The sequence below is a fragment of the Methylobacterium indicum genome (assembly GCF_017347565.1).
GTDB lineage: Bacteria > Pseudomonadota > Alphaproteobacteria > Rhizobiales > Beijerinckiaceae > Methylobacterium > Methylobacterium indicum.
This window is the reverse complement of record NZ_AP024145.1, coordinates 1,515,001-1,537,440: the sequence shown is the minus strand read 5'-3', so window position 1 is coordinate 1,537,440 and position 22,440 is coordinate 1,515,001. Positions and strand designations below refer to the sequence as shown.

The following is a 22,440-nucleotide window of genomic DNA, read 5'->3' as shown; positions in this document are numbered from 1 at the left end:
AAGTCTCCCTTTTCGAAGTCGTCGTCAGGCGTCGAGGCGGTGGGCCTCGCCGGCCGGCCAGCCCACCCGCACGTTGTCTCCGAGGGCGAGGGGATGGGTGGCGAAGGCGTGGTCGCTGAGGATCGCGGTGAGGGCCGAGCCGGCGTCGGCCGCGAGGTCCGGCGCGTCGAGGCTCACATGGACGGTGCTGCCCTGGTACTCGACCGCGACGACCCGGGCGCTGAGACCCTCGGGGCCGGCCTCCGGCCCGAGCCGCATCCGGTCGGCCCGCACGGCGATGCGCCGGTCGGGGAGCGCGATGACGTTGTGGCCGCCGATGAAGCGGGCGACGAAGGCGGTGGCCGGGCGCTCGAACACCGTGCGGGGATCGGCCGCCTGCTCGATGCGGCCGCCATTCATCACCACGACGAGGTCGGACAGCGCCATCGCCTCCTCCTGGCTGTGGGTGACGTGCACGAAGGTGATGCCGAGCTCGCCTTGCAGCCGCTTCAGCTCGGTCCGCATCCGCACCCGCAGGAACGGATCGAGGGCCGAGAGCGGCTCGTCGAGGAGCAGCACCTTCGGCCCGGTGACGAGGGCACGGGCGAGCGCGACGCGCTGCTGCTGCCCGCCGGAGAGCTGCGCCGGCAGGCGCCCGGCGAGGTGGTCCATCTGCACCAGCGCCAGCATGGCGTCGGCGCGCTTGATCCGCTCGGCCTTGGCCACGCCCCGCATCTTGAGCCCGAACGCGACGTTGTCGCGGCAGGTGAGGTGGGGAAACAGCGCGTAGCTCTGGAACATCATCGCGGTGCCGCGCTGGGCCGGCGGCAGGTCGCCGACCGCCTTGGGGCCGATCACCACGTCGCCCGACGAGACGGTCTCGTGCCCGGCGATCATCCGGAGCGTCGTGGTCTTGCCGCAGCCGGACGGCCCGAGCAGGCAGCAATACGAACCCGAGCGGATCTTCAGGTTGATCCCATCCACGGCTACGGTGTCGCCGTAGCGCTTGGTCAGGCTGATCAGTTCGACATCCATGCCCCGTCCCTTGGCGCTCTCCCCTTGGGCGGGAGCAAAGCAAGGGACGGGCCAGGGAGCGGGGGCCGGCCGACGCGCCGCCATCCGACGGGGGCCGCGATTCCTGGGCCCGGGCCTGTTGCAATGCGCCGGGCGATCCGCTATCCCCCCGCTCGTCTTCGGCGCACAGCGACGAACTGCCCGGCCCAACGGTCGCGGTCAGGTTATCGTGGCGCCGACGGGCCGTTGTAGCTCAGTGGTAGAGCGCGTCATTGGTAATGACGAGGTCGGGAGTTCAATCCTCCCCAGCGGCACCATCCTTCACCGTGAGAGTCCAAGATTTCGCTCGGTGTGTCTGACGTCTGTCCGCTCCCGATCGGGAGGGCAGCCCGGCACCGGCGCGCCGTTGTAGCTCAGTGGTAGAGCGCGTCATTGGTAATGACGAGGTCGGGAGTTCAATCCTCCCCAGCGGCACCATCCCTCTCCCGACCCTCCCGATAGCATCCGCCCGTCCCGTGGCGCCGGCGAGGCCCGAGATCCGCTCCGGGCTCCGGGGGGGGCACCGGAGCCCGGAGCGGATCTCAGATCCCCGCCGCCATCATGCGGTTCTCGCCGGCGTCCCGCATCCAGGCCGCGTCCCGGGCGATCAGGCCGGCGAGCTGATCGACCGGCTGGGGCTTGCCGAACAGATAGCCCTGCATCTCCTCGCACCCCTCCTCGGCGAGGAAGCGCATCTGCCCGTCGGTCTCGACGCCCTCGGCCACGACCCCGATGCCGAGGCTGCGGCCGAGCCCCAGCACCGCCCGCACGATCACGGCGGCGGAGGGACGCTGCTCGAGCTGGCTGACGAAGGAGCGGTCGATCTTGATCTTGTCGAACGGGAAGGCCTGCAGCGTCGCCAGCGACGAATAGCCGGTGCCGAAATCGTCCATGGCGATGCGCAGGCCGAGCGCCTTCAGCCGCCGCAGGACGGAGAGCGCCCGCGCCATGTCGTTGATGATCACCGTCTCGGTGATCTCGATCTCGAGCCGGTCGGGCGGCAGGCCGGTCTCGGCGAGGATCGTCCGCACGCGCTCGGGCAGGTCGGCCTGCTGGAACTGGCGCGGCGACAGGTTGACGGCGATCTTGAGCGGATGCGCCCAGCCCGCCGCCTCGCGGCAGGCCGCCCGCAGCACCCATTCGCCGAGCGGCACGATCAGGCCCGTCTCCTCGGCGAGCGGAATGAACGCGCAGGGCGGCACGAGCCCCCGCGTCGGGTGCCGCCAGCGAACCAGGGCCTCGAACCCGACGAGCCGGCCGCAGGCGGAGCGCACCTGGGGCTGGTAATGCAGCATCAGCTCGTCCCGGGCGAGGGCGTGGCGCAGGTCGCCTTCCAGGAGGCGCCGCTCGGCGAGGGCGGCATCCATCGCCGGCTCGAAGGCCCGGGCGGTGTTCCGTCCCTCCGCCTTCGCCTTGTAGAGGGCGAGGTCGGCGCGCCGCAGGATCGTCTCCTCGTCGGTCCCGTGCGGGGGAGCGACAGCGATGCCGATGCTCGCGCCGACCTCGACCGATTGATCGCCGACCGCCACGGGCCGCCCGATCTCCCGGATCAGCGCCTGCGCCCGCGCCATCGCGCCGCCGGGGCCCTCCACGGAAGCCACGAGCACCGCGAACTCGTCGCCGCCGAGCCGCGCCGCCGTGTCGCCGGCTTCCAGCCCGGCGCCGAGCCGCGCGGCCACCGCGCGCAGGAGCGCGTCGCCCGTCAGGTGGCCGAGGGCGTCGTTGACCTCCTTGAAGCAGTCGAGGTCGAGGCACAGGACCGCGCAGGCCCCGCCCCCTTCGGCGATCTCGGCCAGGCGCTGGCCCAGCCGCTCGCGAAACAGGGTGCGGTTCGGCAGGTCGGTGAGCGCGTCGTGGGCCGCCATGTGGGCGATCCGGCCCTCGGCCTCCTTGCGCACCCCGATATCGCCGTGGGTGCCCACGATTCGCAGCGCCTGCCCGCTCGCATCGCGCGAGACGACCTTCGCGCGGGTGAGGAACCAGCCCCAGCCGCCGTCCTTGCGCTGCAGCCGGTGCTCGCATTCGAAGACCGGGATCTCGCCGGCGAGGTGCCTCTTGAGCAGTGCGACCACGGCCCCGCGGTCGTCGGGATGGAGCAGCGACTGCCACGTGCGGGTATCGGCGATCATCTCGCCCGGGGCGTAGCCGAGCAGCTGCCACCAGCGGTCGGAGATCCAGGCGTCGCCGGTGCGCAGATCGTAGTCGCACAGGCCGTCGCTGCCCGCGTCGAGCGCCAGCGCCAGGCGCTCCTCGCTCTCCCGCAGCGCCTCGTGGGCGAGGACCATGTCGTCGATGTCGAGGGCGGTGCCGATCCATTCGACCACCGTGCCCCCGTGCACGACCGGTACCATGACGATCTTGTACCAGCGGTAGTCGCCGGACAGGTCCTTCAGCCGCGCCTCGGTCTCGAAGGTGCGCGCCTCGGCCTCCGCGACCTGCCATGCCGCGGCGATGGCGTCCCGGCCGTCCGGGTGGTGGGTGGCGAAGCGCTGCTGGCGGGAGGAGACGCCGGGGCCGAACAGCGCCTGGAAGCGCCGGTTGGTGTAGACGGTGTAGCCGTCCGGGGGAAAGACCCAGACCATCTGGGGCAGCGTGTCCGTGAGCGCCCGCATGCGCTCCTCGCTCGCGACGAAGGCCGCCGCCTGGGCGCTCAGCACGCGGTTCACCTGGCGCAGGCGGTCGGCCGCCAGCGCCAGGGTGGCGCAGGCGAGCACCGCGAGGGTGACGACGGCGATGCCGGCGGCGAGCCCGGCATGAGGCAGGCTGTCGACGACCGGGCCGGCCTGGGGATCCGGGACGACCCGCAACGCCGCCATGGCGACGACGTGTAGCGCCACGATCCCGAGGGCGAGCAGGATCCCCGCGGGGGCGAGGCGCCCGCCTTCCGGCCTGCGCGGCAGCGCCAGGAGGGCGCCGCAGGTCAGGGCGAGCCCGGTCGCGACTGCGATCCCGGCCAGGGCCGGGTCCCAGACGAAGCTGCCCTGGACCCGCACGCCCCGCATGCCGGTGAAGTGCATCGCGGCGATCCCGAGGCTGAGGATCGCGCCGGCGGCGGCGCAGCGGAGCGGGCCACGGGAGCGCCACAGGAGGGCGAAGGCCAGGAATGCGCTCGCGACGCTGAGGAACAGCGAGGCGAGCGTGACCGCCGGGTCGTAGCTGATGCCCATGCCCGGATCGTAGCCGAGCATGGCGATGAAATGCGTGCTCCAGATCCCGGCACCGGCCGAGAAGGCCGCCCCGACGAGCCAGCCGAGCGCACGCGCGCCGTGCTCGACGCGCGCCTGCTCCAGCAGGTGCAGGGCCGTGCGGCACGAGAACCAGCAGACCAGCGCCGCCAGGGGAATGGCCCAGGCGGTGTGCTCCGCCGTCAGGCAGACGAACGCACGGTGCATGATGTCCTGCTGTGGCGCCGACGATGCGAGCAACATGCCTCAAAGGAGCTTAACAAACGGCATCCCCGACGAACAGTGCCGGCGGCCCAATCCGGTCTTTCCCCTGGGCCCACGTCCCGCGTACCCGTGATCGGCTGGACGAACCCGCTTGCCGACTGCCCGATGACTGTCACGGCAGGACCACCTCCCGCACAAGGACTGCGTCGTTCCTGATGTCCGTAGTGAGGGCATCCGGCGCCGCGCAGGCCGGCGCCATCGGCGGCCTCGATGGTAACGATTTGTTAACCATTGCGACCCAGTGATTCGACCATGTACTCACAGCTCCGCCGTTACGGCTGGCGCCCTCTCCAAGCGGTCGGCCACGTCACTCTCGCCCTCGCCCTGCTGGCTTTCGGTCTCGCCTGCGCGGGTGCCGACCTTCTCGGGGGCTGGGAGCAGGCCGCGCGCCTCCTCTCGGGCCAGGGTTGATCGCAGGACCGGGAGCCGCATCCCGGCGCGACCGGCTTCGGCCTCGGCAGGAGCGGGTCCGACGCGGCCACGAAACCCTGCGGGTTGCATCCGGAGGCTCGGCTGTTAAGCTTGACCGTACCGGCACGCACGGCGTGACCCGCCGCGGCCGGCCGGGCCGCCCCGCTGCCGCCTCGGAGGCGGCACGTTCCGCTGCCCGACCGCGCACCGCGAGGGATGCCGCGAACCCGGGCGACGACCCTTTCCGTGATGCGAGGCCCTGGGGGCCCGCGTCCCATCGGCCGTGTCCCGCGCTGCCCCGCTCCTGCGGCGGGTTCACCGCCGGCCACCGGTCTCCGATCAAGGATCCGACGCGATGATCGATCACCGCCGCCGCCTCCTCAGCCGCGCCGCCCTCGGCACGGAGGGCCGCATCACGCTCGAGCGCGCCCCCGACCGGGCCTGGCCCGGCGACCACAGCCGGCTCTGCGCCCTGGAGAACGACGGCGACCTTCTCTTCCTGGGCGAGCAGCCCGGTTCGCGGCCCGGCGGCGTCGCGGCGGCCTGGTGCCTCACCCCGCAGGGCCGCGCGGCCCTTCTGGACGCGTCCCCCGCCCGAGCCTGAGGGCGCAACCCCGAGACCCGGCGCCGCACCCGCGCTTCAAAACGGCCCCGTCCGACCCCACACTGGAGGGAGCAAGGGCACGAGGCCCGGCAAGCCGTCGAGGTGAGCGATGGACTACGTCTGCGACGTTCACGGCGGAAAAACCTGGTTCCGCATCGAGACCGAGGCGGAGGCGATCCGGGAATCGGCCCTGATGGGCCACGCCGTGGAAAAACATTTCCGCCAGGCCCAGGGCCGCGCCGAAGCCTCCTACGTGCCGCCCGCCGGTCCCTTCATCGAGCAGCAAATCGGCCTCAAGGCGCATCTGGCGAAGGCGATGCCGCGCTTCTTCACCCTGCGCGACGCCGAGGGCAACGGGCTCGCCACCGCGATGGTGCCGGAGGGCGCGGGTTGCCCGATCGTGGTCGGGGTCGGCAACGGCGATCCCTACATCGAGCACGGCGAGGCGATCCGCGGCCTCGGCGCGCATCTCGGCATCCCGTTGGAGCGCAGCCGCTGCTACCCCTACGGGCGGTGACCGCACCGCCCCCGTCGCGCGCTCACGCCGCCGCGTCCGTCCGCGCCGGCTCCTCGGCGCGGGCGGCGAGCGGCACCGCGATCCGGCACACGAGGCCCCCTCCCGCGAAGTCGAGTTCCACCTCGCCGGCGAGTTCCCGCTCCAGGCTCGCCCGGATCAGCCGGGTCCCGAAGCCGGTCCGGGCCGGCGGCACCACCGGAGGACCGCCGCTCTCGCGCCAGCGCAGGGAGAGCGTTCCGGTCCCCGGCCGCCCCTCCAGCATCCAGTCCACCGCGACTTGGCCGGCCTCGGCCGAGAGGGCGCCGTACTTCGCCGCGTTGGTGGCGAGTTCGTGGATCGCCATGCCGAGCGGCAGGGCCACCGCCGGGGTGAGGGAGACCGGCGGTCCCTCCAGCCGGATGCGGTCGGGCCGTCCGCCGGCATAGGGTTCGAGTTCCGCCGACAGGATGCCCGACAGGCCCGCCCCCTCCCAGTGGTTGGCGGTGAGCACGTTGTGGGTCTGGGACATCGCCAGCAGCCGGGCCTCGAAGCTGCCGGTGAAGTCGGCGAGCGAGGCGGCGCTGCGGGCGGTCTGGCGCGCCATCGACTGCACGGTGGCGAGCGTATTCTTCACCCGGTGGTTCAGCTCGTGGATCAGGAGGTCCTGGCGCGCATCCGCGGCCCGGCGCTCGTCCTCCTGCCGGGCGAGGGCCCGGGCGGCGGCCGTGAGCGCGTGACTGATCGCCTGCGCCTCCCGCACGGCCGAGCCCGGCACCGTCGCCGTCTCGCCCCGGCCGAGGGCGGAGGCCGCGATGGCCAGCCGCCGCAGGGGCCGGGCCAGCAATCCGGCGGCGAACCAGCCGATGCCCGCCGCCACCGTCGCGACGACGAGGCCCCACAGCAGGATCTGCCGGCGCAGGTCGGCCACCGACGCGAAGGCGGTGCGGGCATCCTGGCGCACCAGCACGGTCCAGCCGAGGCCCGGGAAGTCGCGGTAGCCCCGGGTCTGCCGGAATCCGGTGAGGTAGCGCCGGCCGTCCGGCCAGGTCTCGGCCTCGGTGCCGGAACGCCCGTCCCGGGCGCCGGCGACGCTCGGCAGGTCGGCCGGCAGGCGGGTGCGGCGCAGCGCATCGGGACCGAGCAGCACCGTGCCGTCGCGGGCGAGCACCAGGACGGTGAGGTCGCGCGGGGTGCCGGCGGTCTCGCGCAGGGAGGCCTCGGCGGCCCGCGCCCAGGCCCAGTCGAGGTGGCCCGACACCACGCCGACGAGGCGCCCGAGATCGTCCCGCACCGGAGCGGCGATGTCGAGCACCCGCGGCGGGTCGGCCGGGTCGCGGCCTGGCTCGAGCTGGGCCAGCAGCACGACATCGTGCACGTCGCCCACGAAGGGGCTGTGCCGGCCCTTCGTGAAGTAGTCGCGGTGCCCGACCTCGGCCCCTTCGAGGGCGCCGGTGCTCGTCGCCGCGATCCGGCCGTCGACGCCGATCAGCCCGATGATGGCGTAGTCGGGATAGGTCTCCTGCGCCCGCCAGAGGACCCGGCGCTTGCGCTCGACCGGGGCGGCGGGATCGCGGATGGTGTCGTTCTCGGCCAGGATCACGATGTCCCGCCAGCGCTCGAACAGGCCGCGGTCGAGCCGGCCGGCCATGGTCCCGGCGAGGTCGGCGAGCTCGGCCTCGATGCGCGCCTCGAGCCGTTCGCTCGCGACCCGGGACGCCACCAGGGCGAGCACCAGGGTCGCCGCCAGGCCCACGAACCCGAGACCGAGAGCCAGGAAGACGCGGAGCGGCGGCTGCGGCACGGGGCGATCCGTGAGAGGGGAAGGCGCGATCGGCGGAGGGCGGGATGCCCTCCGGTCGCGGGCGGACCTTACCCCAAGGCGAGCGCCCGGAGATAGCCTCGCCGTGCCGGCTTTCCCGGGGGCGCACCCCCACGCTCGACCACGGTGATCGCGGGTGGGGGGCAGGGACCGGGTTTCACCGCGGGCCCGGCTCGATCATCGCCCGGACCTTGGTGGCGAAGGCGTCGATCGCGAAGGGCTTGGTGATCATCCGCATCCCGGGCGCCAGGTGGCCGTTGCCGAAGGCGGCGTTCTCGGCGTAGCCGGTGATGAACAGGACCCGCAGGCGGGGACGCGCCGCCAGCGCCTCGTCGACCATCCGGCGGCCGTTCAGGCCCGGCAGGCCGACATCGGTGACGACGAGGTCGATCCGGCCCGGCGCCTCGAGGATGCGCAGGCCGGTCTGCCCGTCCGGCGCCTCGATCACCCGGTAGCCGAGATCGGTCAGGGTCTCGCCGATGAGCGTCCGGACGGTCGCGTCGTCCTCCACCACCAAGACCGTCTCGCCGTGCTCGGCCCGCGGCACCGGCAGGCCCGCGCTCGGCGCGGGCTCGTCCGCCGCCCGACCGAGATGGCGCGGCAGGTAGAGCTTGACCGTCGTACCCTGGCCGACCTCCGAGTAGATCCGCACGTGCCCCTCGGATTGCTTGGTGAAGCCGTAGATCATCGACAGGCCGAGGCCTGTCCCCTCACCCATGGGCTTGGTCGTGAAGAACGGGTCGAAGGCCCGGGCGATCACGTCGGGCGGCATGCCGGTGCCGGTATCGCTGACGCAGACGCACACGTACTGGCCGGCCCGAACCCCGATCTCGCTCGCCACGTAGGCGTCGTCGAGATGGGCGTTGGCGGTCTCGATGGTGAGCCGCCCGCCGTCGGGCATCGCGTCGCGGGCGTTGATGGCGAGGTTGAGGATCGCGTTCTCGAGCTGGTTGGGGTCGCAGAGCGTCAACCACAGGCCGCCGGCCACCACCACCTCGAGCCGCACCCGCTCGCCCAGCGTGCGGCGCAGGAGCTCGTCCATCGCGCTGACCAGCCGGTTGGCGTCGACCGCCTGCGCCGCGAGAGGCTGGCGCCGCGCGAAGGCCAGCAGGCGGTGGGTCAGCGCCGCGGCACGCTGGGCCGAGGCCATGGCGAGGCCGGCATAGCGCGTCAGGTTCTGCGTTCGGCCCTCGTTGATGCGGGTCTGCATCAGGTCGAGGGAGCCGACGATGCCGGTGAGCAGGTTGTTGAAGTCGTGGGCGATCCCGCCCGTCAGCTGGCCCACCGCCTCCATCTTCTGCGACTGGCGCAGGGCCTCCTCGATTCGGGCGCGCTCCTCGATCTCGGCGGTCAGGCGGGCATTGGCCTCGGCGAGCGCCGCGGTGCGCTCGGCGATCTCCGTCTCCAGCGCCTCGCGGCGCTGCGCCAGCGTCTCCCGGGCCCGAACCTGGTCGTCGATGTCCGTGCAGGTGCCGAACCAGCGCTCGATCGCCCCGGTGGCGGGGTCGCGGATCGGCATCGCGCGGCCGAGCACCCAGCGATAGATCCCGTCGTGCCGGCGCAGGCGGTACTCGATCTCGTAGGGCTCGCCGGTGGCGAGCGAGTGGCGCCAGCGCCGCCAGGCCTCCGGCTGCTCGGCGGGGTGGAAGATCGCGTTCCAGCCCTCGCCGTCGGTCGAACCCTCGGGCATGCCGGTGAACTCGTACCAGCGCGGGTTGTAGTAATCGTGGTAGCCGTCCGGCAGGGTCGACCACACCATCTGGGGCATCGATTCGGCGATCGCCCGGAACTTCAGGGCGCTGTCGGCCAGCGCCGCCCGGGCGTCCGTCTCGGCGGTGATGTCGACGCCCAGCAGCTGCAGGTCGGCGATGTCGCCGTCGGGTCCGCGACGGGGCACGTAGCGCACCAGGGCGTGGCGCCCGTCGGCGCGCGGATGGGATGCCTCGAACGACACCGTCTCGCCCGCGAAGGCCCGGGCGAGGAAGGGCCGGCGCGCCGCGTAGGCCGCCTCGCCCACGATCTCGCGCAGGGACCGCCCGACGGTCTCGGCCGGCGCCCGGCCGAACCACCGGGCGAAATTGCCGTTGGCGAAGCGGCAGACCTCGTCGCGGTCGAGGGCGGCGATCAGGGCGGGGGCGGCCTCGGTGATGCTGCGCAGGTCGTCGCGGTCGGCCCGCGCCGCGCGGAGGGCCGCGACGAGGCCGATCTCCCGCGCCGCCTGCCGGCCGAGCGCGGCGAGGGCCGCCGCCGCGTCGTCCGACAGGCCGTCGGGACGCGCCGCGGGATCGAGCACGCACAAGGTGCCGAGGAGACGGCCGTCCGTGCCGGCCAGCACGAGGCCGGCCTGGAAGCGCAGGGCGGCAGGACCGCAGACCGCCGACAGCCCCGCGGTGCGCGGGTCGCGGGAGAGATCGGGGACGATGACCGGCTCGCGGCCGGCGAGGGCGGCGAGGGCTTCCGCCTCGTCCGGGGCGAGCCCGGGCGGCACCGGGCCGCAGGCCGGCGCACCGGGCATCAGGACCATCGCGAAGGCGGTGCCGCAGACCATCCGGGCGAGGCGGGCGGTGTCGGCGAGGTCCGGCATGGGGGGCGGGCCGGCCTGCATGTCCCGCCCGGCCGTCTCTGTCGCCCCGCTGTCGTCGTGACTGCTCATGTCGGAAGTCGCGGCCTCGCGTCCCTCATCCGGACCTTGCGGAATGGCCGCGATAGACGCGCGGCGTCCCGCAGGCAACCGACAACGGGGCGTGCGGGTTTCCGGGCCCCCCGTTGCAGGGTGCCGCACGGGCCCGCCTGCGGCGCGATGACCGGGCCACGACCGTTGCGAAACTGCGGGATGCGCGGTAACTTGTTGATTATGTTGTAGTTTTCAAAAGTTCTAATCTGCGAGCTGTCGGCGGGAGTTCGTCCCTCGGCGTTCCACGGATCGGGTGCCCCGTCACAGCATGATCGTCTGTTCCTGCAACGTGCTCTCCGATGGCCAGGTGCGCGCCTGCCTCAATCCCGGCCCCGGCTGCCCGCGCACGCCGGCCCAGGTCTATGCCTGCCTCGGTTGCAGCCCGAAATGCGGCCGCTGCGCCCGCACGATCCGGGGCATCCTCGACCGGGCGCTCGCCGACGCGCATGCGGCCTGCACCACCACCTGCGGGACGGCCTGCACGCTGAAGGATCTCAAGGAAGACGTGGCGGCGTGAGGCGATCCCGCCCGACGTGGCGCGCGTCGTCCGGGCTCCGCTGGTGCGGCCCCGGACGACGTCGCGACGGTCCCGCCGGGACGGAATCGTCCCGGGACCGCCCGCGGCTTACATCGCCTCGGGCTCGATCTTCTCGAGGCCGCCGATGTGGCGCTGGGCGTAGAGCGGCAGGCCGACCTGGCGGATCAGCTCGAGCTGGGTTTCCAGGAAGTCGATATGGCCTTCCTCGTCGGCGGCGAGAGCCTCGAACAGCTGCTTGGAGACGCGGTCGTTGATCGAGTCGCAGTACTTCGCGGCCTCGAGGTAGAGGCTGCGGGCCTCGACCTCGGCGGCGAGGTCGCACTCGATGATCTCCTGCACGTTCTGCCCGATCCGCAGCGGGTCGAGCTCCTGCAGGTTCGGGAAGCCCTCGAGGAACAGGATCCGATCGACGAAGCGATCGGCGTGGTTCATCTCCTCGATCGACTCCTTGCGCCAGAACTTGGCGAGGTCGACATAGCCCCAGTCGTTCAGCATCCGGAAGTGGAGCCAGTACTGGCTCACCGCAGTCAGCTCGCTGCGCAAGCCGCGGTTGAGGTATTCGACGACCTTGGCGTCACCCTTCATCGCTCGATCTCCCGTATCGATCGTTCGTCGCGGCCGGCGAGGCCGGCCCAACCGGCGCCTTAGCTATCAGCGAACGTGACGCAGGGCCACCGCAGCCAGGTGCTTACATCGATTTTGCGGCCGCATTCACGCTTCGCTGCACACGAAGGCGTCGAGGTCGAGGGCGTGGCCGGCCCGGTCTCGCTTGGCCGTCAGGTAACGGATGTTCTCCGGCGTGACCCGGCCGAGCGCCCGCTGCGTCTCGACCACGGTCAGCCCGGCCGCCTCCAGGCTCGCGGCCTTCTCGGGGTTGTTGCTGACGAGGCGCACCCGGCTCACGCCGAGCGCCGTCAGCATCGCCGCGGCGAAGTCGAACCGGCGCTGGTCGAGGCCGAAGCCGAGGGCCTCGTCGGCCTCGTAGGTGTCGAGCCCGCGGGCCTGGAGGTCGTAGGCGCGGATCTTGTTGGCGAGCCCGTTCCCGCGGCCCTCCTGATCGAGATAGAGCACGATGCCGCCGCCGTGCTGCGCCATCCAGCCGGCGGTGCCGCGCAGCTGGTCGCCGCAATCGCATTTGAGCGAGCCGAACAGGTCGCCGGTGAGGCAGGCCGAATGCAGCCGCACCGCCACCGGCTCGGACAGGTCCGGCTTGCCGATCACCACCGCGACCTGATCGCGAAGACCCTCTCCGCCGCGGAAGACCACGAACTGGCTGTCCGGGGCGCCGGCGAGGGGCACCGGGGCCCGGCTCACCTCCCGGAGCCCCGCGGCCTGCCGGCCGGGATAGCGGGCCACCGCCTCGGCCGCGACCGAGAGGGTGCCGGGGGGCGCCGCCTCGCCCGGGATCGCCAGCACCGCCGGCAGAACCTGGGCGAGCGCCATCAGGGCGAGCGCCGCCTCGTCGCCGGGGGAGGCGGGCGCCACCGGCGCGTCGATCCGCCCGTCGAGGCGCAACGCCAGGGTCTCGATCCGGGCGGGATCGAGCACCGGAAGGGCGACCGCGCCGGGCTCCGTCCGCTCCGGGACGCCGAGGCGGCGCAGGCGCGGTGCCGGCAGGACGAGGCGGGTGCCGGTGCCCGCGAGCGGCGCCAGGAGCGCGGCGTTGGTCTCGTCGAGGGCTTCCGCCGAGAGGGCGAGCACGGACTCACGGCCCCGCACGACCACGGGGCGGCCGGCGCGGATCTCCGCCAGCGCCCGTTCGACATCGATCTGGTCCCGGCCCGCGGCCGGATCTAGAGTGCTTCTGCTCTTCATCGTGACCGACATCATCGACCCTGACAGAGATGGCCCGAGCGCCATGGCGACGGAGAGCCTCCGGGGCAGAGCCGTCCAGACCACCGCCGCGGCTCGTTGCCGGGCTTCGTTGCCGAGCTTCGCTGCCACGCGACATGTGGGGAGGCCGGCTCCGCTCTGCCCGGATCCCTCCATCAACCTTTCGCGATTGTCCAGGTTAGCCATACACCCCGGGAGTGAGGCCGCATGACGCTCCGCACCGCCTACGCGCCGTCCCAGAAGGCGCTGCACTGGCTTGTCGCCGCCCTGGTCTGCGTCCTGGTGCCGATGGCGCTCGCCATGGCCAACCTGCCGGACGGAGCGTTGAAGAACGCGCTCTACGAGTGGCACAAGTCGTTCGGGCTCACGGTGCTGGCGCTGGCGCTGGCCCGGCTCCTGGTACGCGCCGCCCGTGGCGCCCCGCCCCTCGTCGCCGGCCTGCCCGCCTGGCAGCGACGGGCGGCCCGGGCCTCCCACCTTGCGCTCTATGCCCTGATCGTGCTGGTGCCGCTCCTCGGCTGGGCCGGCACCTCGGCCTGCTGCGCGCCGGTGATGCTGTATGGTACGCTACCCTTGACGCTTCCTGTCTCGGGCGGCATGCCGGTGGGCGAGGCGATCCTCAAGGTGCATCAGGTCGCGGCCTTCACGCTCGTCGCCCTCGTGGCGCTGCATGTCGGCGCGGCCCTGCACCACCACGTCGTGCGGCGGGACGGAACCCTGCGGCGCATGTGGCTGGGGCGGGGGGAGGGGTGAGCGCATCCACGCCGCCTGGCGGCGGTTCCATTCCGAGGGATCGCCGGAGTCCGGGACGCGCCCGCCAGCCAGGAACCCGATGATCCGACAACCCTCGTCCCAGGCGGGGTTCGGTGATCGGCGGCCCGATTTGAGGATGGACCAAGGATCGACGCTCGCGGCAATGCGCGCTGTCGCCGAGCTGCGTCAGACTTCAATGACGTTTGAAAATCGAGACCGAGTGAACCGAGCGGCCACTTCTGTGTCTTTGAAGGGATTGTCGCTTGGCCAGACGGAGCCTCGAGCGATCCCGAACCCAGGCCTCAAGGTTCTGAGGCGACGCGATGCTGAATTGGCGGAGACGGAGGGATTCGAACCCTCGAAGCCCCTTTCGGGGCTTGCTCATTTAGCAAACGAGTGCCTTCAGCCGCTCGGCCACGTCTCCGGTGGGCCAACGCTCTAGGGAATCGGCGGGGCGCGGTCAACCGGTTTCGTCGGGCGGTCGGGGCGTTCCTGCGCGCGGGGCGGCGTCGGCCGGGCGCCGCGGATCTCGCGGGGTCACGCGTCCTCGCGCATCGCCGCGAGGCCGAGGCGGACGTGGTCGCGAAAAAGCCGGACCCGGGCCGGCAATTCGCGGCCGGCGAGGCTGACGGCGCGGAGCACGCCGCCCCGGCTCGCCCAGTCGGGCAGCACCGGCACCAGGGCGCCGTCCTTCAGGGCCCGGGCCGCCACCAGGCTCGGGATGTGGCCGATGCCGGCACCGGCGCGGGTCAGGCGCAGCACGGTGGCGTAGTCGGTGGCGCGGAGCGCCGGACGGGCCGTGATGTGGCCCTCGCGGCCCTGCCCGTCGGAGAGCCGCACCGGCGCCGACCCGAGACGCTCGCGCGACAGGATCAGGTCGTGGCCCGCGAGGTCGTCGAGCGTCGTCGGCGTGCCGCGCGACGCGAGGTAGGCCGGGGCGGCGTAGAGCCCGATCATCAGGTTCGCCAGCACCGGGGCGCGGTAGCCGCCATCCTGCCCCTCGCCGCTGCCGAGGCGCAAGGCGAGGTCGATGCGGTTGGCGGCGAGGTCGAGGCGCGTGTCGGTGATGAGGAGGTCGATCGTCACCTGCGGGTAGCGCGCCCGGAAGCTCGCGACGAGCTCGGGCATCACCTCGATGCCGAAATCGATCGAGGTGGTGACCCGCAGGTGGCCGCGGGGCAGGGTGCGGGCGTCCCGTGCCGTCTCGAGCGCGCCGTCGAGGAGGGCGAGGCTCTCCTTGGCCTTGGCGTGGAAGGCCAGCCCCTCCACCGTCGGCGAGACCGCCCGCGGCGTGCGGGCGAGCAGCGTGACCCCGAGTTCCTGTTCGAGCCGCGAGACCCGGCGCGAAATGCTGCCCTTCGTCTCTCCCAGGATTTCCGCCGCCTGGGTCACGGTTCCGTGATCGACGACGGCACAAAAGGCCCGAACATCAGAGAGCGCACCCCGGAAGGTTTCCGATCCAGCAACCATGTGTCCCGGTTTAGCTGTCTTACGCCCGCGACGGAACCGGCTTAATCCGGTCGCCGCAAGACGGGTGCGGTGCGAAAGACCTGGATCCGGGTCCGCCGCGCCCCGGCGATCAAGCCCCGACCATACGGAGTGATCTCGTGAAGCTGTCCGTCCTCGCCCTCGGCCTCGTCGCCGGTCTCGCCCTCGCCGCCCCGGCGGGCGCTCAAGGGGCCGCGACCCGCGACCCCGCCCAGATCCAGGCGGGCACCTACGTGGTCGACCCCAACCACACCCAGGCGGTGTTCACGGTCACGCATTTCGGCTTCTCGCCCTATACCGGCATCTTCTCGGACGTGTCCGGCACCCTCGAGCTGCAGCCGACCAAGCCCGCCGAGAGCCGCCTGAAGGTCACCGTGCCGGTGAAGTCGCTCTATGCGCCGAGCCAGCACCTCGTCGAGTCGCTGAAGAGCGACAAGTGGCTCGACGTCGCCCAGTTCCCCGACATGACCTTCACCTCGACCAAGGTGACCCCCGAGGGCAAGGACAAGGCGAAGGTCGTCGGCGACCTGACCCTGCACGGCGTGACGAAGCCCGTGACCCTCGAGGTGACGCTGGTCGGCGCCGGCGCCAACCCGATGAACAAGAAGGTCACGGTCGGCTTCGAGGCCAAGGGCACGATCAAGCGCTCGGACTTCGGCGTGAAGACCTTCGTGCCGGCGATCAGCGACGAGGTCCACCTGGTCCTCAACGGCGCCTTCGAGCGCAAGGACTGAGGCTCGGGCCGAAGGGTCGACTTCCATGCACACGGTCGCGACGCCCCGTCGCTACACCCTCGTCGCGATCGTGCTGCACTGGCTGATCGCCCTCGGCATCCTGGTCCTGCTGGGGCTGGGCCTCGCGATGACGCGCGGCCCGCTCTCGCCGATGGACCGCTTCGCCTTCTACCAGTGGCACAAGTCCGTCGGCCTCACGGTGCTGGTGCTGATGGGCGTCCGCCTGGCCTGGCGCCTGTTCCACGCGCCCCCGCCGCTCCCCGCGGCGATGCCGAAGGCCGAGCGGCGGGCGGCGTCTGCGGCGCATCTCGCGCTCTACGGCCTGCTTCTCGCCATGCCGCTCGTCGGCTGGGCGATGGTCTCGGCCTCGCCCTACAACATCCCCACGGTGCTCTACGGGGTGATCCCCTGGCCGCACCTGCCGGTCCTGCCCGAATTGCCCAACAAGGCGGCGGTCGAGGGCGTGCTGAAGCTGGTGCACAGCTACGGCGCCTGGCTGCTGATGGCGCTCCTCCTCCTGCATGTCGGCGCGGCCCTGCGCCATCACCTCGTGCTGCGCGACGACACCCTGTGGCGGATGCTGCCCTGGGTGCGGCGCGCGAGCGCGAAACCCGAGGCTTCCTCGCGATGATCCCCTTCCGTCTCGTCCTCGCCGCCCTCGTGGCCGTCCCCTTGGCCGCTCCCTCGGTCGCCCGGGCCGCCGACTGGGCCGTCGATCCGGCCAAGAGCCGCATCGGCTTCTCGGGCACCCAGGTCGGCGCCCCCTTCAAGGGCCGCTTCACCCGCTACGACGCCCGGATCGACTTCGATCCGGCGAAGCCCGAGGCCGGCAAGGCGGTGGTGCTGATCGACCTCACCAGCGCCGAGACCGGCGACAAGCAGCGCGACGAGGCCCTGCCGCAGGCCGACTGGTTCAACACCAGCAAGGACAAGCAGGCCCGCTTCGAGGCGACCCGCTTCGTGGCGAAGGGCGGCGATGCCTACGACGCGGTCGGCACGCTGACGATCCGCGGCCTGCGCAAGGACGTGACCCTGCCGTTCACGCTCACGATCTCGGGCGGCACCGCCCACGCGGTCGGCCATCTCGATCTCGTGCGCACCGATTACGGCGTCGGCCAGGGCTCCTGGGCCAACGACTCGATGGTCGCCCTGCAGGTGGGGGTGGATATCGACGTGACGGCGAGCGCCAAGTCCGGCGGCTGAGCAGGTCCGGCGGCCGACGGGCCTGATGGGTGACGGGCGCTTGACCCCGACCGCCCGGGGGCGGATGACCGCGCACCTTGTCCCGGCCAGCGTGCGCACCCGATGATCGTCCGTCCCCGCCCCGGCGCCCTCGCGATCCTGTTCGCGCTGCGCGGGTCGATCCTGCCGCAGATCGCCCCGCGGGTCGTCGCCATCACGGCGGTGGCCTGCCTCGTGGTGGCGACGGAGCAGGGCTGGGCGCGCGCGATCCCGCTCCATGCCGGCATCGGGCCCTTCACCCTGATCGGCCTCGCCCTCTCGATCTTCCTCAGCTTCCGCAACAACGCCTGCTACGACCGCTGGTGGGAGGCCCGGAAGGTCTGGGGCGCCCTGGTCGTCGAGGCGCGGGGCCTCGCCCGCCTGCTCGGCGCGCTGCTGCCGGAGGACGACGCCCGCCGTCGGCGCTGCCTCGAGCGCCTCGCGGGCTTCGCCCACGCGCTGCACGCCCGCCTGCGCGGGCAGGACGACGCGGCGGCCGCCGCCCCCTACCTGCCGGAGGACGAGCGCGGGCGCCTCGCCTCCCGTGCCAGCCCGGCCGACGCCGCCCTGTCGGGTCTCGCCGCCGATCTCGCCGGGGCGATGCGGGAGGGGACCTTGAGCGACGTGTCGTTCGGCCTCGTCGAGCAGAAGCTCGCCGGCTTGTCGGGGGTGCAGGCGGCCTGCGAGCGCATCCAGGGCACGCCTCTGCCCTTCGCCTACACGCTGCTCCTCTACCGCACCGCCTGGCTCTACTGCCTGCTGCTGCCCTTCGGCCTCGCCGAGTCCCTCGGCTGGGGCACGCCGGTGGCGACGGCGCTGGTCGCCTACACGTTCTTCGGCCTCGATACGCTCGGCGACGAGCTGGAGGAGCCGTTCGGCACCGCCGCCAACGACCTGCCCCTCGACGCGCTGCTGCGCACCGTCGACGGCGTGGTGCAGGACGCCCTCGGCGCACCGGTGCCGCCGCCCCTCAGCCCCGAGCGCTATTGGCTGCGGTGACGCGGTCTTCCCGCTACTGCCCCGGCATGGTGAGGACGAGGGGCCCGTTGCGGGTCGCCACCACCGTGTGCTCGTACTGCACCGTGAGCGCCCGGGGCTGGCTGTAGAGGGTCCAGGGGTCGTCCTCGCCGCTCTCGGCGTAGTCGGCGCCGAGCGACAGGAACGGCTCGACGGTGAAGACCAGGCCCTCGGTCATGATCCGGCGCTCCGAGGCGTCGGGCCAGGTCGCGATCTCGGTCGGCTCCTCGTGCAGCGAGGTGCCGATCCCGTGGCTCGCGAGGTTGCGCACCAGGGTGTAGCCGTTCTTCTGCGCGAAGGCGCCGACCGCCCGGCCGATGCCCGCGAGCGGCTTGCCGGTTCCGACCTGGCGCAGGCCGGTCCACATCGCCCGGCGCCCGTCCCGGCACAGCCGCTCCACCGCCCGGGTCACCGGCGGCACCGCGAAGGACGCCCCGGTATCGGAGAAGTAGCCGTCCTTCTCGGCCGAGACGTCGATGTTGACGAGATCGCCCGGCGCGATCCGGCGATCCCCCGGGATGCCGTGGGCGACCTCCTCGTTGACGCTGATGCAGGTCGCGCCGGGAAAGCCGTAGACCGCCTCTGGGGCGGAGCGGGCGCCGGCCCGCTCCAGGTGCTCCCGTCCGATCCGGTCGAGCTCGGCCGTGGTGATGCCGGGCTCGATCGCCCGACCCATCGCCTCCAGCGTGTCGGCGACGATGCGGCCGATCCGCCGCAGGGCCTCCAGCTCGTCGTCGCTCGACACCGTCATCGCCATCGCCCCCGGCGCGGCCGGAAGGGCCGCGGCGGGCCGCTTGTGCCACCGCGACGGGCCGCGGCAAAGCCGTGATGCGGCCCGGGGCGGCGCGGGGGAGCGGCCTTCGTCAGTAGCCCGGAACGACGGTGTAGTAGCCCGTCCCGTAGGCCGGCGGATACGCCGCTCCGACCGGCTGCCACCCGGCGTCGCCCCACGGATCGACGCTGCGGCCGCGCCGGACGCGGACGACCGGCGCCTCGGCGGCGAGCCCGTCCTGCGCGAAGCCGTCCTGTTCCAGGCGATCCCGGCGCGCCCGCGCCTCCCGCCGCGGCGAGGCACGGCCCGCCAGCGCCGTCTCGTCGCCGCCGATCACCACCCGGGTGTTGCCCATGCCCTCCGCCTTGACGAGGGCGAAGAGCGTCGCGGCCTTGCCCGGCGCCAGGCGCACGCAGCCGTGCGAGGCCGGGGTGCCGAGGCGGCCGGTATGGCCGCTGCCGTGGATGGCATGGCCGCGGCCGGTGAAGAAGATCGCGTGCGGCATCGGCGCGTCGTCCCACTCGCGCGAGCGGTAGTCCGCCGCCATGCGGGAGGGCGAGAAGGTGCCGCGGGGCGTGTTGTAGCCGGCCATGCCGGTGGAGACCGGCCAGTCGTAGAGCGTCCGCCCGTCCCGCGTCACGGTCATCCGCTGGGTGGTCTTGTCGACCTCGATCAGGATCCCGGCCCGCGCCTCGCCCATACCGACGGTTGCACCGGCCACGCAGAGGGTGACGGCGAGACAAGCGGCGCGCATCGTGGAGGTTTCCCTGTTCGGCAGGACGCGCGGGCATGATGCCACGCGCTGCCGGAACGACGTGCGCGCCGCCCCCGGGTTCCCGGGTGTGAACTGCTGAAACGCTCAGCTCCCGGCCACCTCCGGCTCCCAGCCGATCGCCCGGCGCAGGAAGGCGGCCCCGAGCGCCGCGAAGGCGGCGGTCTCGGCGCTGTTCTTGCCGTGGGAATGGCCGCCGGCCTCGGGCTCGTAGAAGCGGGCGTCGTAGCCGAGCGCCTGGAGCTTCGCCGCCATCTTGCGGGCATGGCCCGGATGCACCCGGTCGTCGCGGCGCGTCGTGGCGATCAGGATCGGCGGATACGTCTTCCCGGCCTCCGCGACGTGGTAGGCCGAGATCTCCTGCAGGAAGGCCCAATCCTCCGGGATCGCCGGGTCGCCGTATTCGGCGATCCAGCTCGCGCCGGCCAGAAGCTTGGTGTAGCGGCGCATGTCGATCAGCGGCACGGTGCAGAACAGCGCGCCGAAGCGCTCGGGGTAGCGCGTCAGCATGTTGGCGATCAGGAGCCCGCCATTCGAGCCGCCCTCGGCGGCGATGCGGCGAGGCCGCGTCACGCCGCGGCGCACGAGGTCGGCGGCGACCGCCGCGAAGTCGTCGTGGGTCCGCGCCTTGCCCTCGCGCCGCCCGGCCTCGTGCCAGCGGGTGCCGAACTCGCCGCCGCCGCGGATGTTGGCGACCACCCGGGTGCCGCCCTTGGCGAGCCAGAGCCGGCCGAGCACCGCCGAGTAGCCGGCGAGGTTCGTCACCTGGAAGCCGCCATAGCCCGAGAGGTGCACCGGCGCCTCGCCGGTCTCGCCGGCCGGGCCGGCCTGGACGTAGGGGATGCGCTCGCCGTCGCTCGACACCGCCTCGTGCCGGGTCACCACCATTCCGTCGGCCTCGAACAAGGCGGGGGCCTGCTTGAGCAGCGTCGGGGCGGCGAGGTCGGGCCGGGTCGTCAGCAGGGTCGAGGGGGTGACGGGGTCGTTGGCGGCCACCATCAGGTCGCCGTTCGATTCCTCCTCCTCGCCGTCCATCGACCAGACGCTGACGACGCCGAGCTCCGGCAGGCCGGCGACGCGGCCCTCCGCCCACCCGCTCGGCGAGGGGGTGAAGACCGGAAACACCGCCTTCAGGTCGTCGAGGACCGACAGGATCAGGTGCCCCCCGGTCCAGAAGAAGCCCTGCAGGGCCCGGCGCGGACCCGGGGTGAACAGCACCTGGAAGTCCCGCGCGCCCTCCAGGAACGCGTCGAGCCCGATGCCGAGCACGCCGTCGGCCGGGTGCGTCGTGCCGCCCACCGCCCACGGCGTGCGCAGGCGGATGGCCAGGAAGCCGCGGTGCCAGTGGGCGTCCGCATCGGTCGGGATGTCGAGGCGGGTTTTCGGGCCGGTGCGGTCCCCGAGCTGGATCGTGCCGTCGAAGAAGCCGGTGCGCTCGGCGAAGACCAGGCGCTCGGGGCGCGCCTCCCGGTCGGGATAGCTATAGGCGACCATGCTGGTCGGCGCGGCCGAAAAGATCACCGGGGCGTCGAGCGGGTCGGTGCCGCGCCGCCACAGCCGGACGGTGCGGGCATAGCCCGACGGTGTCGCGTGCTCCGGCCCGCCGAGGGGGCTCGCCAGCAGCAGCGTGTCGGGATCGAGCCAGACCGGGATGCTCTTGGCTTCCGGCAGCGAGAAGCCGTCCGCGACGAAGGAGCGGGTCTCGAGGTCGAACTCGCGCACCACCGTGGCGTCGCCGCCGCCGCGGGAGAGCTGGACGAGCGCCCGGGCGTGGCTCCTCGGCAGGCTCGCGGCGCCGCTCCACACCCAGTCCTGACCCTCGTCGCGGGCGAGCGCGTCGAGGTCGAGGAGCACGTCCCAGGCGGGCTCCGCCTTGCGGTACTCGCCTTCCGTCGTGCGCCGCCACAGGCCGCGGGGATGCCCGGCATCCTGCCACAGGTTGTAGAGGAGGCCGCCGCGCCGGGTGACGCCCGGGATCTTGTCGGGCCGGTCGAGGGCGGCCTTCAGGCCGTCGCGGTCGGCGGCGTAGCGCCCGTCGGCGTAGGCCGCGAGGGTGTCGGCGTTCTGCGCCTCGACCCAGGCCAGCGCCCGCGCGCCGTCGACCTCCTCGAGCCAGAGATACGGGTCGTCGTCCGGGGCCTGGAGGGTCGGGCGGGGATCGGGCTGGTGCGGCATGCCGGACTCGTCGGTTCGCGAACGTCGAAAAAATCTCGCCGGATCATCTAACCCGGCGGCGGGCCGGGTCCAGGTCGCTCCGACCGAGTGATGCGGCCGCGAAACACCGGTCCGGCGCATGCGCTGCCGTCATACGGTTGCAACAGCCGATCTGTTTGAGGGGAGGGGAGGGCGCGGGTCTCGACCGGCCCGGGAGGACCCGCATGACCGGTACCGGCCTTGCCGCCATCATCTGCCTCGCCCTCACGGTCATCAACCTCGCGAGCCTCGCCATCGCGCTGCGCCGCCTCGGCCGGCCGGACCCGGTTTCCGCCGGGCTCCCGGACGCGCCGGTCACGGTGGTGCGGCCGGTCTGCGGGCTGGAGACCTACAGCGAGGAGACGCTGGGCTCGGGGTTCCGCCTCACCTACCCGCACTACGAGCTGATCTTCTGCGTGGCGCGCGCCACCGATCCGATCGTGCCGCTCGTCGAGCGGCTGATCGCGATGCATCCCGGGGTCCCGGCCCGGCTGATCGTCGGCGACGAGCGGGTGAGCGACAACCCCAAGCTCAACAACTGCATCCGCGGCTGGGACGAGGCGCGCCACGACTGGATCGTCCTGGCCGATTCGAACGTGCTGATGCCGGAGGACTACATCCAGCGCCTGCGCGC

General features: G+C 72.7%; 20 protein-coding genes and 3 tRNA genes (1 of these 23 only partly in view). 12 read left to right on the top strand and 11 right to left on the bottom strand.

What is annotated here, in order from left to right; genetic code table 11:
* Window positions 1–24: 24 nt before the first annotated feature.
* Complete coding sequence (locus miv_RS07120; RefSeq protein WP_207182025.1) at window positions 25–1,014, bottom strand: ABC transporter ATP-binding protein; 990 nt, start codon at window positions 1,012–1,014, stop codon at window positions 25–27.
* A 221-nt stretch (window positions 1,015–1,235) separates the two neighbouring features.
* On the opposite strand from miv_RS07120, the gene miv_RS07115 reads away from it, so the two are divergent.
* Both miv_RS07115 and miv_RS07110 read left to right on the top strand, forming a co-directional pair.
* Window positions 1,236–1,310: transfer RNA gene (locus tag miv_RS07115), tRNA-Thr, on the top strand.
* Window positions 1,311–1,395: 85 nt separating this feature from the next.
* Window positions 1,396–1,470 (top strand) — tRNA-Thr (locus miv_RS07110).
* A gap of 104 nt (window positions 1,471–1,574) precedes the next feature.
* Here miv_RS07110 and miv_RS07105 read toward each other — a convergent pair.
* Entirely contained in the window at window positions 1,575–4,424 is a 2,850-nt protein-coding gene (locus tag miv_RS07105; protein ID WP_207182024.1) for a bifunctional diguanylate cyclase/phosphodiesterase, read from the bottom strand.
* Window positions 4,425–4,733: 309 nt separating this feature from the next.
* Here miv_RS07105 and miv_RS07100 point away from each other — a divergent pair, with 309 nt between their 5' ends.
* The 3 genes from miv_RS07100 to miv_RS07090 all read left to right on the top strand — a co-directional run bounded on the left by miv_RS07100 (window position 4,734) and on the right by miv_RS07090 (window position 6,013).
* Window positions 4,734–4,892 carry a hypothetical protein gene (locus tag miv_RS07100; protein ID WP_158004072.1) on the top strand — a complete coding sequence of 53 codons (159 nt, stop codon included), beginning with the start codon at window positions 4,734–4,736 and terminating at the stop codon, window positions 4,890–4,892.
* A gap of 355 nt (window positions 4,893–5,247) precedes the next feature.
* Window positions 5,248–5,496: a hypothetical protein gene (locus miv_RS07095; protein WP_048430136.1), complete on the top strand. Its 249-nt coding sequence runs from the start codon at window positions 5,248–5,250 to the stop codon at window positions 5,494–5,496.
* Window positions 5,497–5,605: 109 nt separating this feature from the next.
* On the top strand, window positions 5,606–6,013 hold the full coding sequence (locus miv_RS07090) for a hypothetical protein (RefSeq protein WP_048430137.1): 408 nt from the start codon (window positions 5,606–5,608) through the stop codon (window positions 6,011–6,013).
* A 22-nt stretch (window positions 6,014–6,035) separates the two neighbouring features.
* Here miv_RS07090 and miv_RS07085 read toward each other — a convergent pair whose 3' ends face one another.
* Both miv_RS07085 and miv_RS07080 read right to left on the bottom strand, forming a co-directional pair.
* Window positions 6,036–7,793 carry a sensor histidine kinase gene (locus miv_RS07085; RefSeq protein WP_207182023.1) on the bottom strand — a complete coding sequence of 586 codons (1,758 nt, stop codon included), beginning with the start codon at window positions 7,791–7,793 and terminating at the stop codon, window positions 6,036–6,038.
* Window positions 7,794–7,968: 175 nt separating this feature from the next.
* Window positions 7,969–10,416, bottom strand: a complete 2,448-nt coding sequence (locus tag miv_RS07080; protein ID WP_207183427.1) for a PAS domain-containing protein — start codon at window positions 10,414–10,416, stop codon at window positions 7,969–7,971.
* Between the two features lie 337 nt (window positions 10,417–10,753).
* On the opposite strand from miv_RS07080, the gene miv_RS07075 reads away from it, so the two are divergent.
* A complete protein-coding gene (locus miv_RS07075; RefSeq protein ID WP_058618782.1) occupies window positions 10,754–11,002 on the top strand; it encodes a (2Fe-2S)-binding protein in 249 nt (82 codons plus the stop codon).
* 108 nt (window positions 11,003–11,110) lie between these two features.
* Here miv_RS07075 and bfr read toward each other — a convergent pair whose 3' ends face one another.
* Together bfr and ribA are read right to left on the bottom strand one after the other, a co-directional pair.
* Window positions 11,111–11,608, bottom strand: coding sequence for a bacterioferritin (gene bfr, locus miv_RS07070; protein WP_048430139.1), 498 nt, complete (start codon window positions 11,606–11,608; stop codon window positions 11,111–11,113).
* Window positions 11,609–11,734: 126 nt separating this feature from the next.
* Window positions 11,735–12,838: a GTP cyclohydrolase II RibA gene (ribA, locus tag miv_RS07065; RefSeq protein WP_244748909.1), complete on the bottom strand. Its 1,104-nt coding sequence runs from the start codon at window positions 12,836–12,838 to the stop codon at window positions 11,735–11,737.
* Between the two features lie 225 nt (window positions 12,839–13,063).
* On the opposite strand from ribA, the gene miv_RS07060 reads away from it, so the two are divergent.
* Entirely contained in the window at window positions 13,064–13,609 is a 546-nt protein-coding gene (locus miv_RS07060; RefSeq protein ID WP_207182021.1) for a cytochrome b, read from the top strand.
* 332 nt (window positions 13,610–13,941) lie between these two features.
* Here the strand turns inward: miv_RS07060 and miv_RS07055 are convergent.
* Together miv_RS07055 and miv_RS07050 are read right to left on the bottom strand one after the other, a co-directional pair.
* A tRNA-Ser gene (locus miv_RS07055) sits at window positions 13,942–14,033 on the bottom strand.
* 113 nt (window positions 14,034–14,146) lie between these two features.
* Window positions 14,147–15,001: a LysR family transcriptional regulator gene (locus miv_RS07050; RefSeq protein ID WP_244748907.1), complete on the bottom strand. Its 855-nt coding sequence runs from the start codon at window positions 14,999–15,001 to the stop codon at window positions 14,147–14,149.
* Between the two features lie 215 nt (window positions 15,002–15,216).
* On the opposite strand from miv_RS07050, the gene miv_RS07045 reads away from it, so the two are divergent.
* The 4 genes from miv_RS07045 (at window position 15,217) to miv_RS07030 (ending at window position 18,051) form a co-directional block, all read left to right on the top strand.
* A complete protein-coding gene (locus miv_RS07045) occupies window positions 15,217–15,831 on the top strand; it encodes a YceI family protein (RefSeq protein ID WP_202972698.1) in 615 nt (204 codons plus the stop codon).
* Between the two features lie 25 nt (window positions 15,832–15,856).
* Window positions 15,857–16,462 (top strand): cytochrome b, encoded by a 606-nt coding sequence (locus miv_RS07040; protein WP_058618783.1) that lies wholly within the window; start codon window positions 15,857–15,859, stop codon window positions 16,460–16,462.
* Window positions 16,459–17,034 carry a YceI family protein gene (locus tag miv_RS07035; protein WP_048430144.1) on the top strand — a complete coding sequence of 192 codons (576 nt, stop codon included), beginning with the start codon at window positions 16,459–16,461 and terminating at the stop codon, window positions 17,032–17,034. The genes miv_RS07040 and miv_RS07035 overlap by 4 nt, the downstream gene beginning before the upstream one ends.
* A gap of 102 nt (window positions 17,035–17,136) precedes the next feature.
* Window positions 17,137–18,051, top strand: coding sequence for a bestrophin family protein (locus miv_RS07030; RefSeq protein WP_048430145.1), 915 nt, complete (start codon window positions 17,137–17,139; stop codon window positions 18,049–18,051).
* 13 nt (window positions 18,052–18,064) lie between these two features.
* On the opposite strand, the gene map is transcribed toward miv_RS07030, so the two are convergent.
* From map to miv_RS07015, 3 genes are all read right to left on the bottom strand, one after another.
* Entirely contained in the window at window positions 18,065–18,820 is a 756-nt protein-coding gene (gene map, locus miv_RS07025) for a type I methionyl aminopeptidase (RefSeq protein ID WP_058618784.1), read from the bottom strand.
* A gap of 112 nt (window positions 18,821–18,932) precedes the next feature.
* Entirely contained in the window at window positions 18,933–19,595 is a 663-nt protein-coding gene (locus tag miv_RS07020) for a L,D-transpeptidase (protein ID WP_207182019.1), read from the bottom strand.
* A gap of 105 nt (window positions 19,596–19,700) precedes the next feature.
* On the bottom strand, window positions 19,701–21,788 hold the full coding sequence (locus miv_RS07015) for a prolyl oligopeptidase family serine peptidase (protein WP_207182017.1): 2,088 nt from the start codon (window positions 21,786–21,788) through the stop codon (window positions 19,701–19,703).
* Between the two features lie 203 nt (window positions 21,789–21,991).
* Here miv_RS07015 and miv_RS07010 point away from each other — a divergent pair, with 203 nt between their 5' ends.
* A protein-coding gene (locus tag miv_RS07010; protein ID WP_207182016.1) for a glycosyltransferase crosses the window boundary here: on the top strand, window positions 21,992–22,440 show its 5' portion. Its footprint extends 703 nt past the window's final position; only the first 449 of its 1,152 coding nucleotides appear in the window; the start codon lies at window positions 21,992–21,994; its stop codon lies off the right edge, out of view.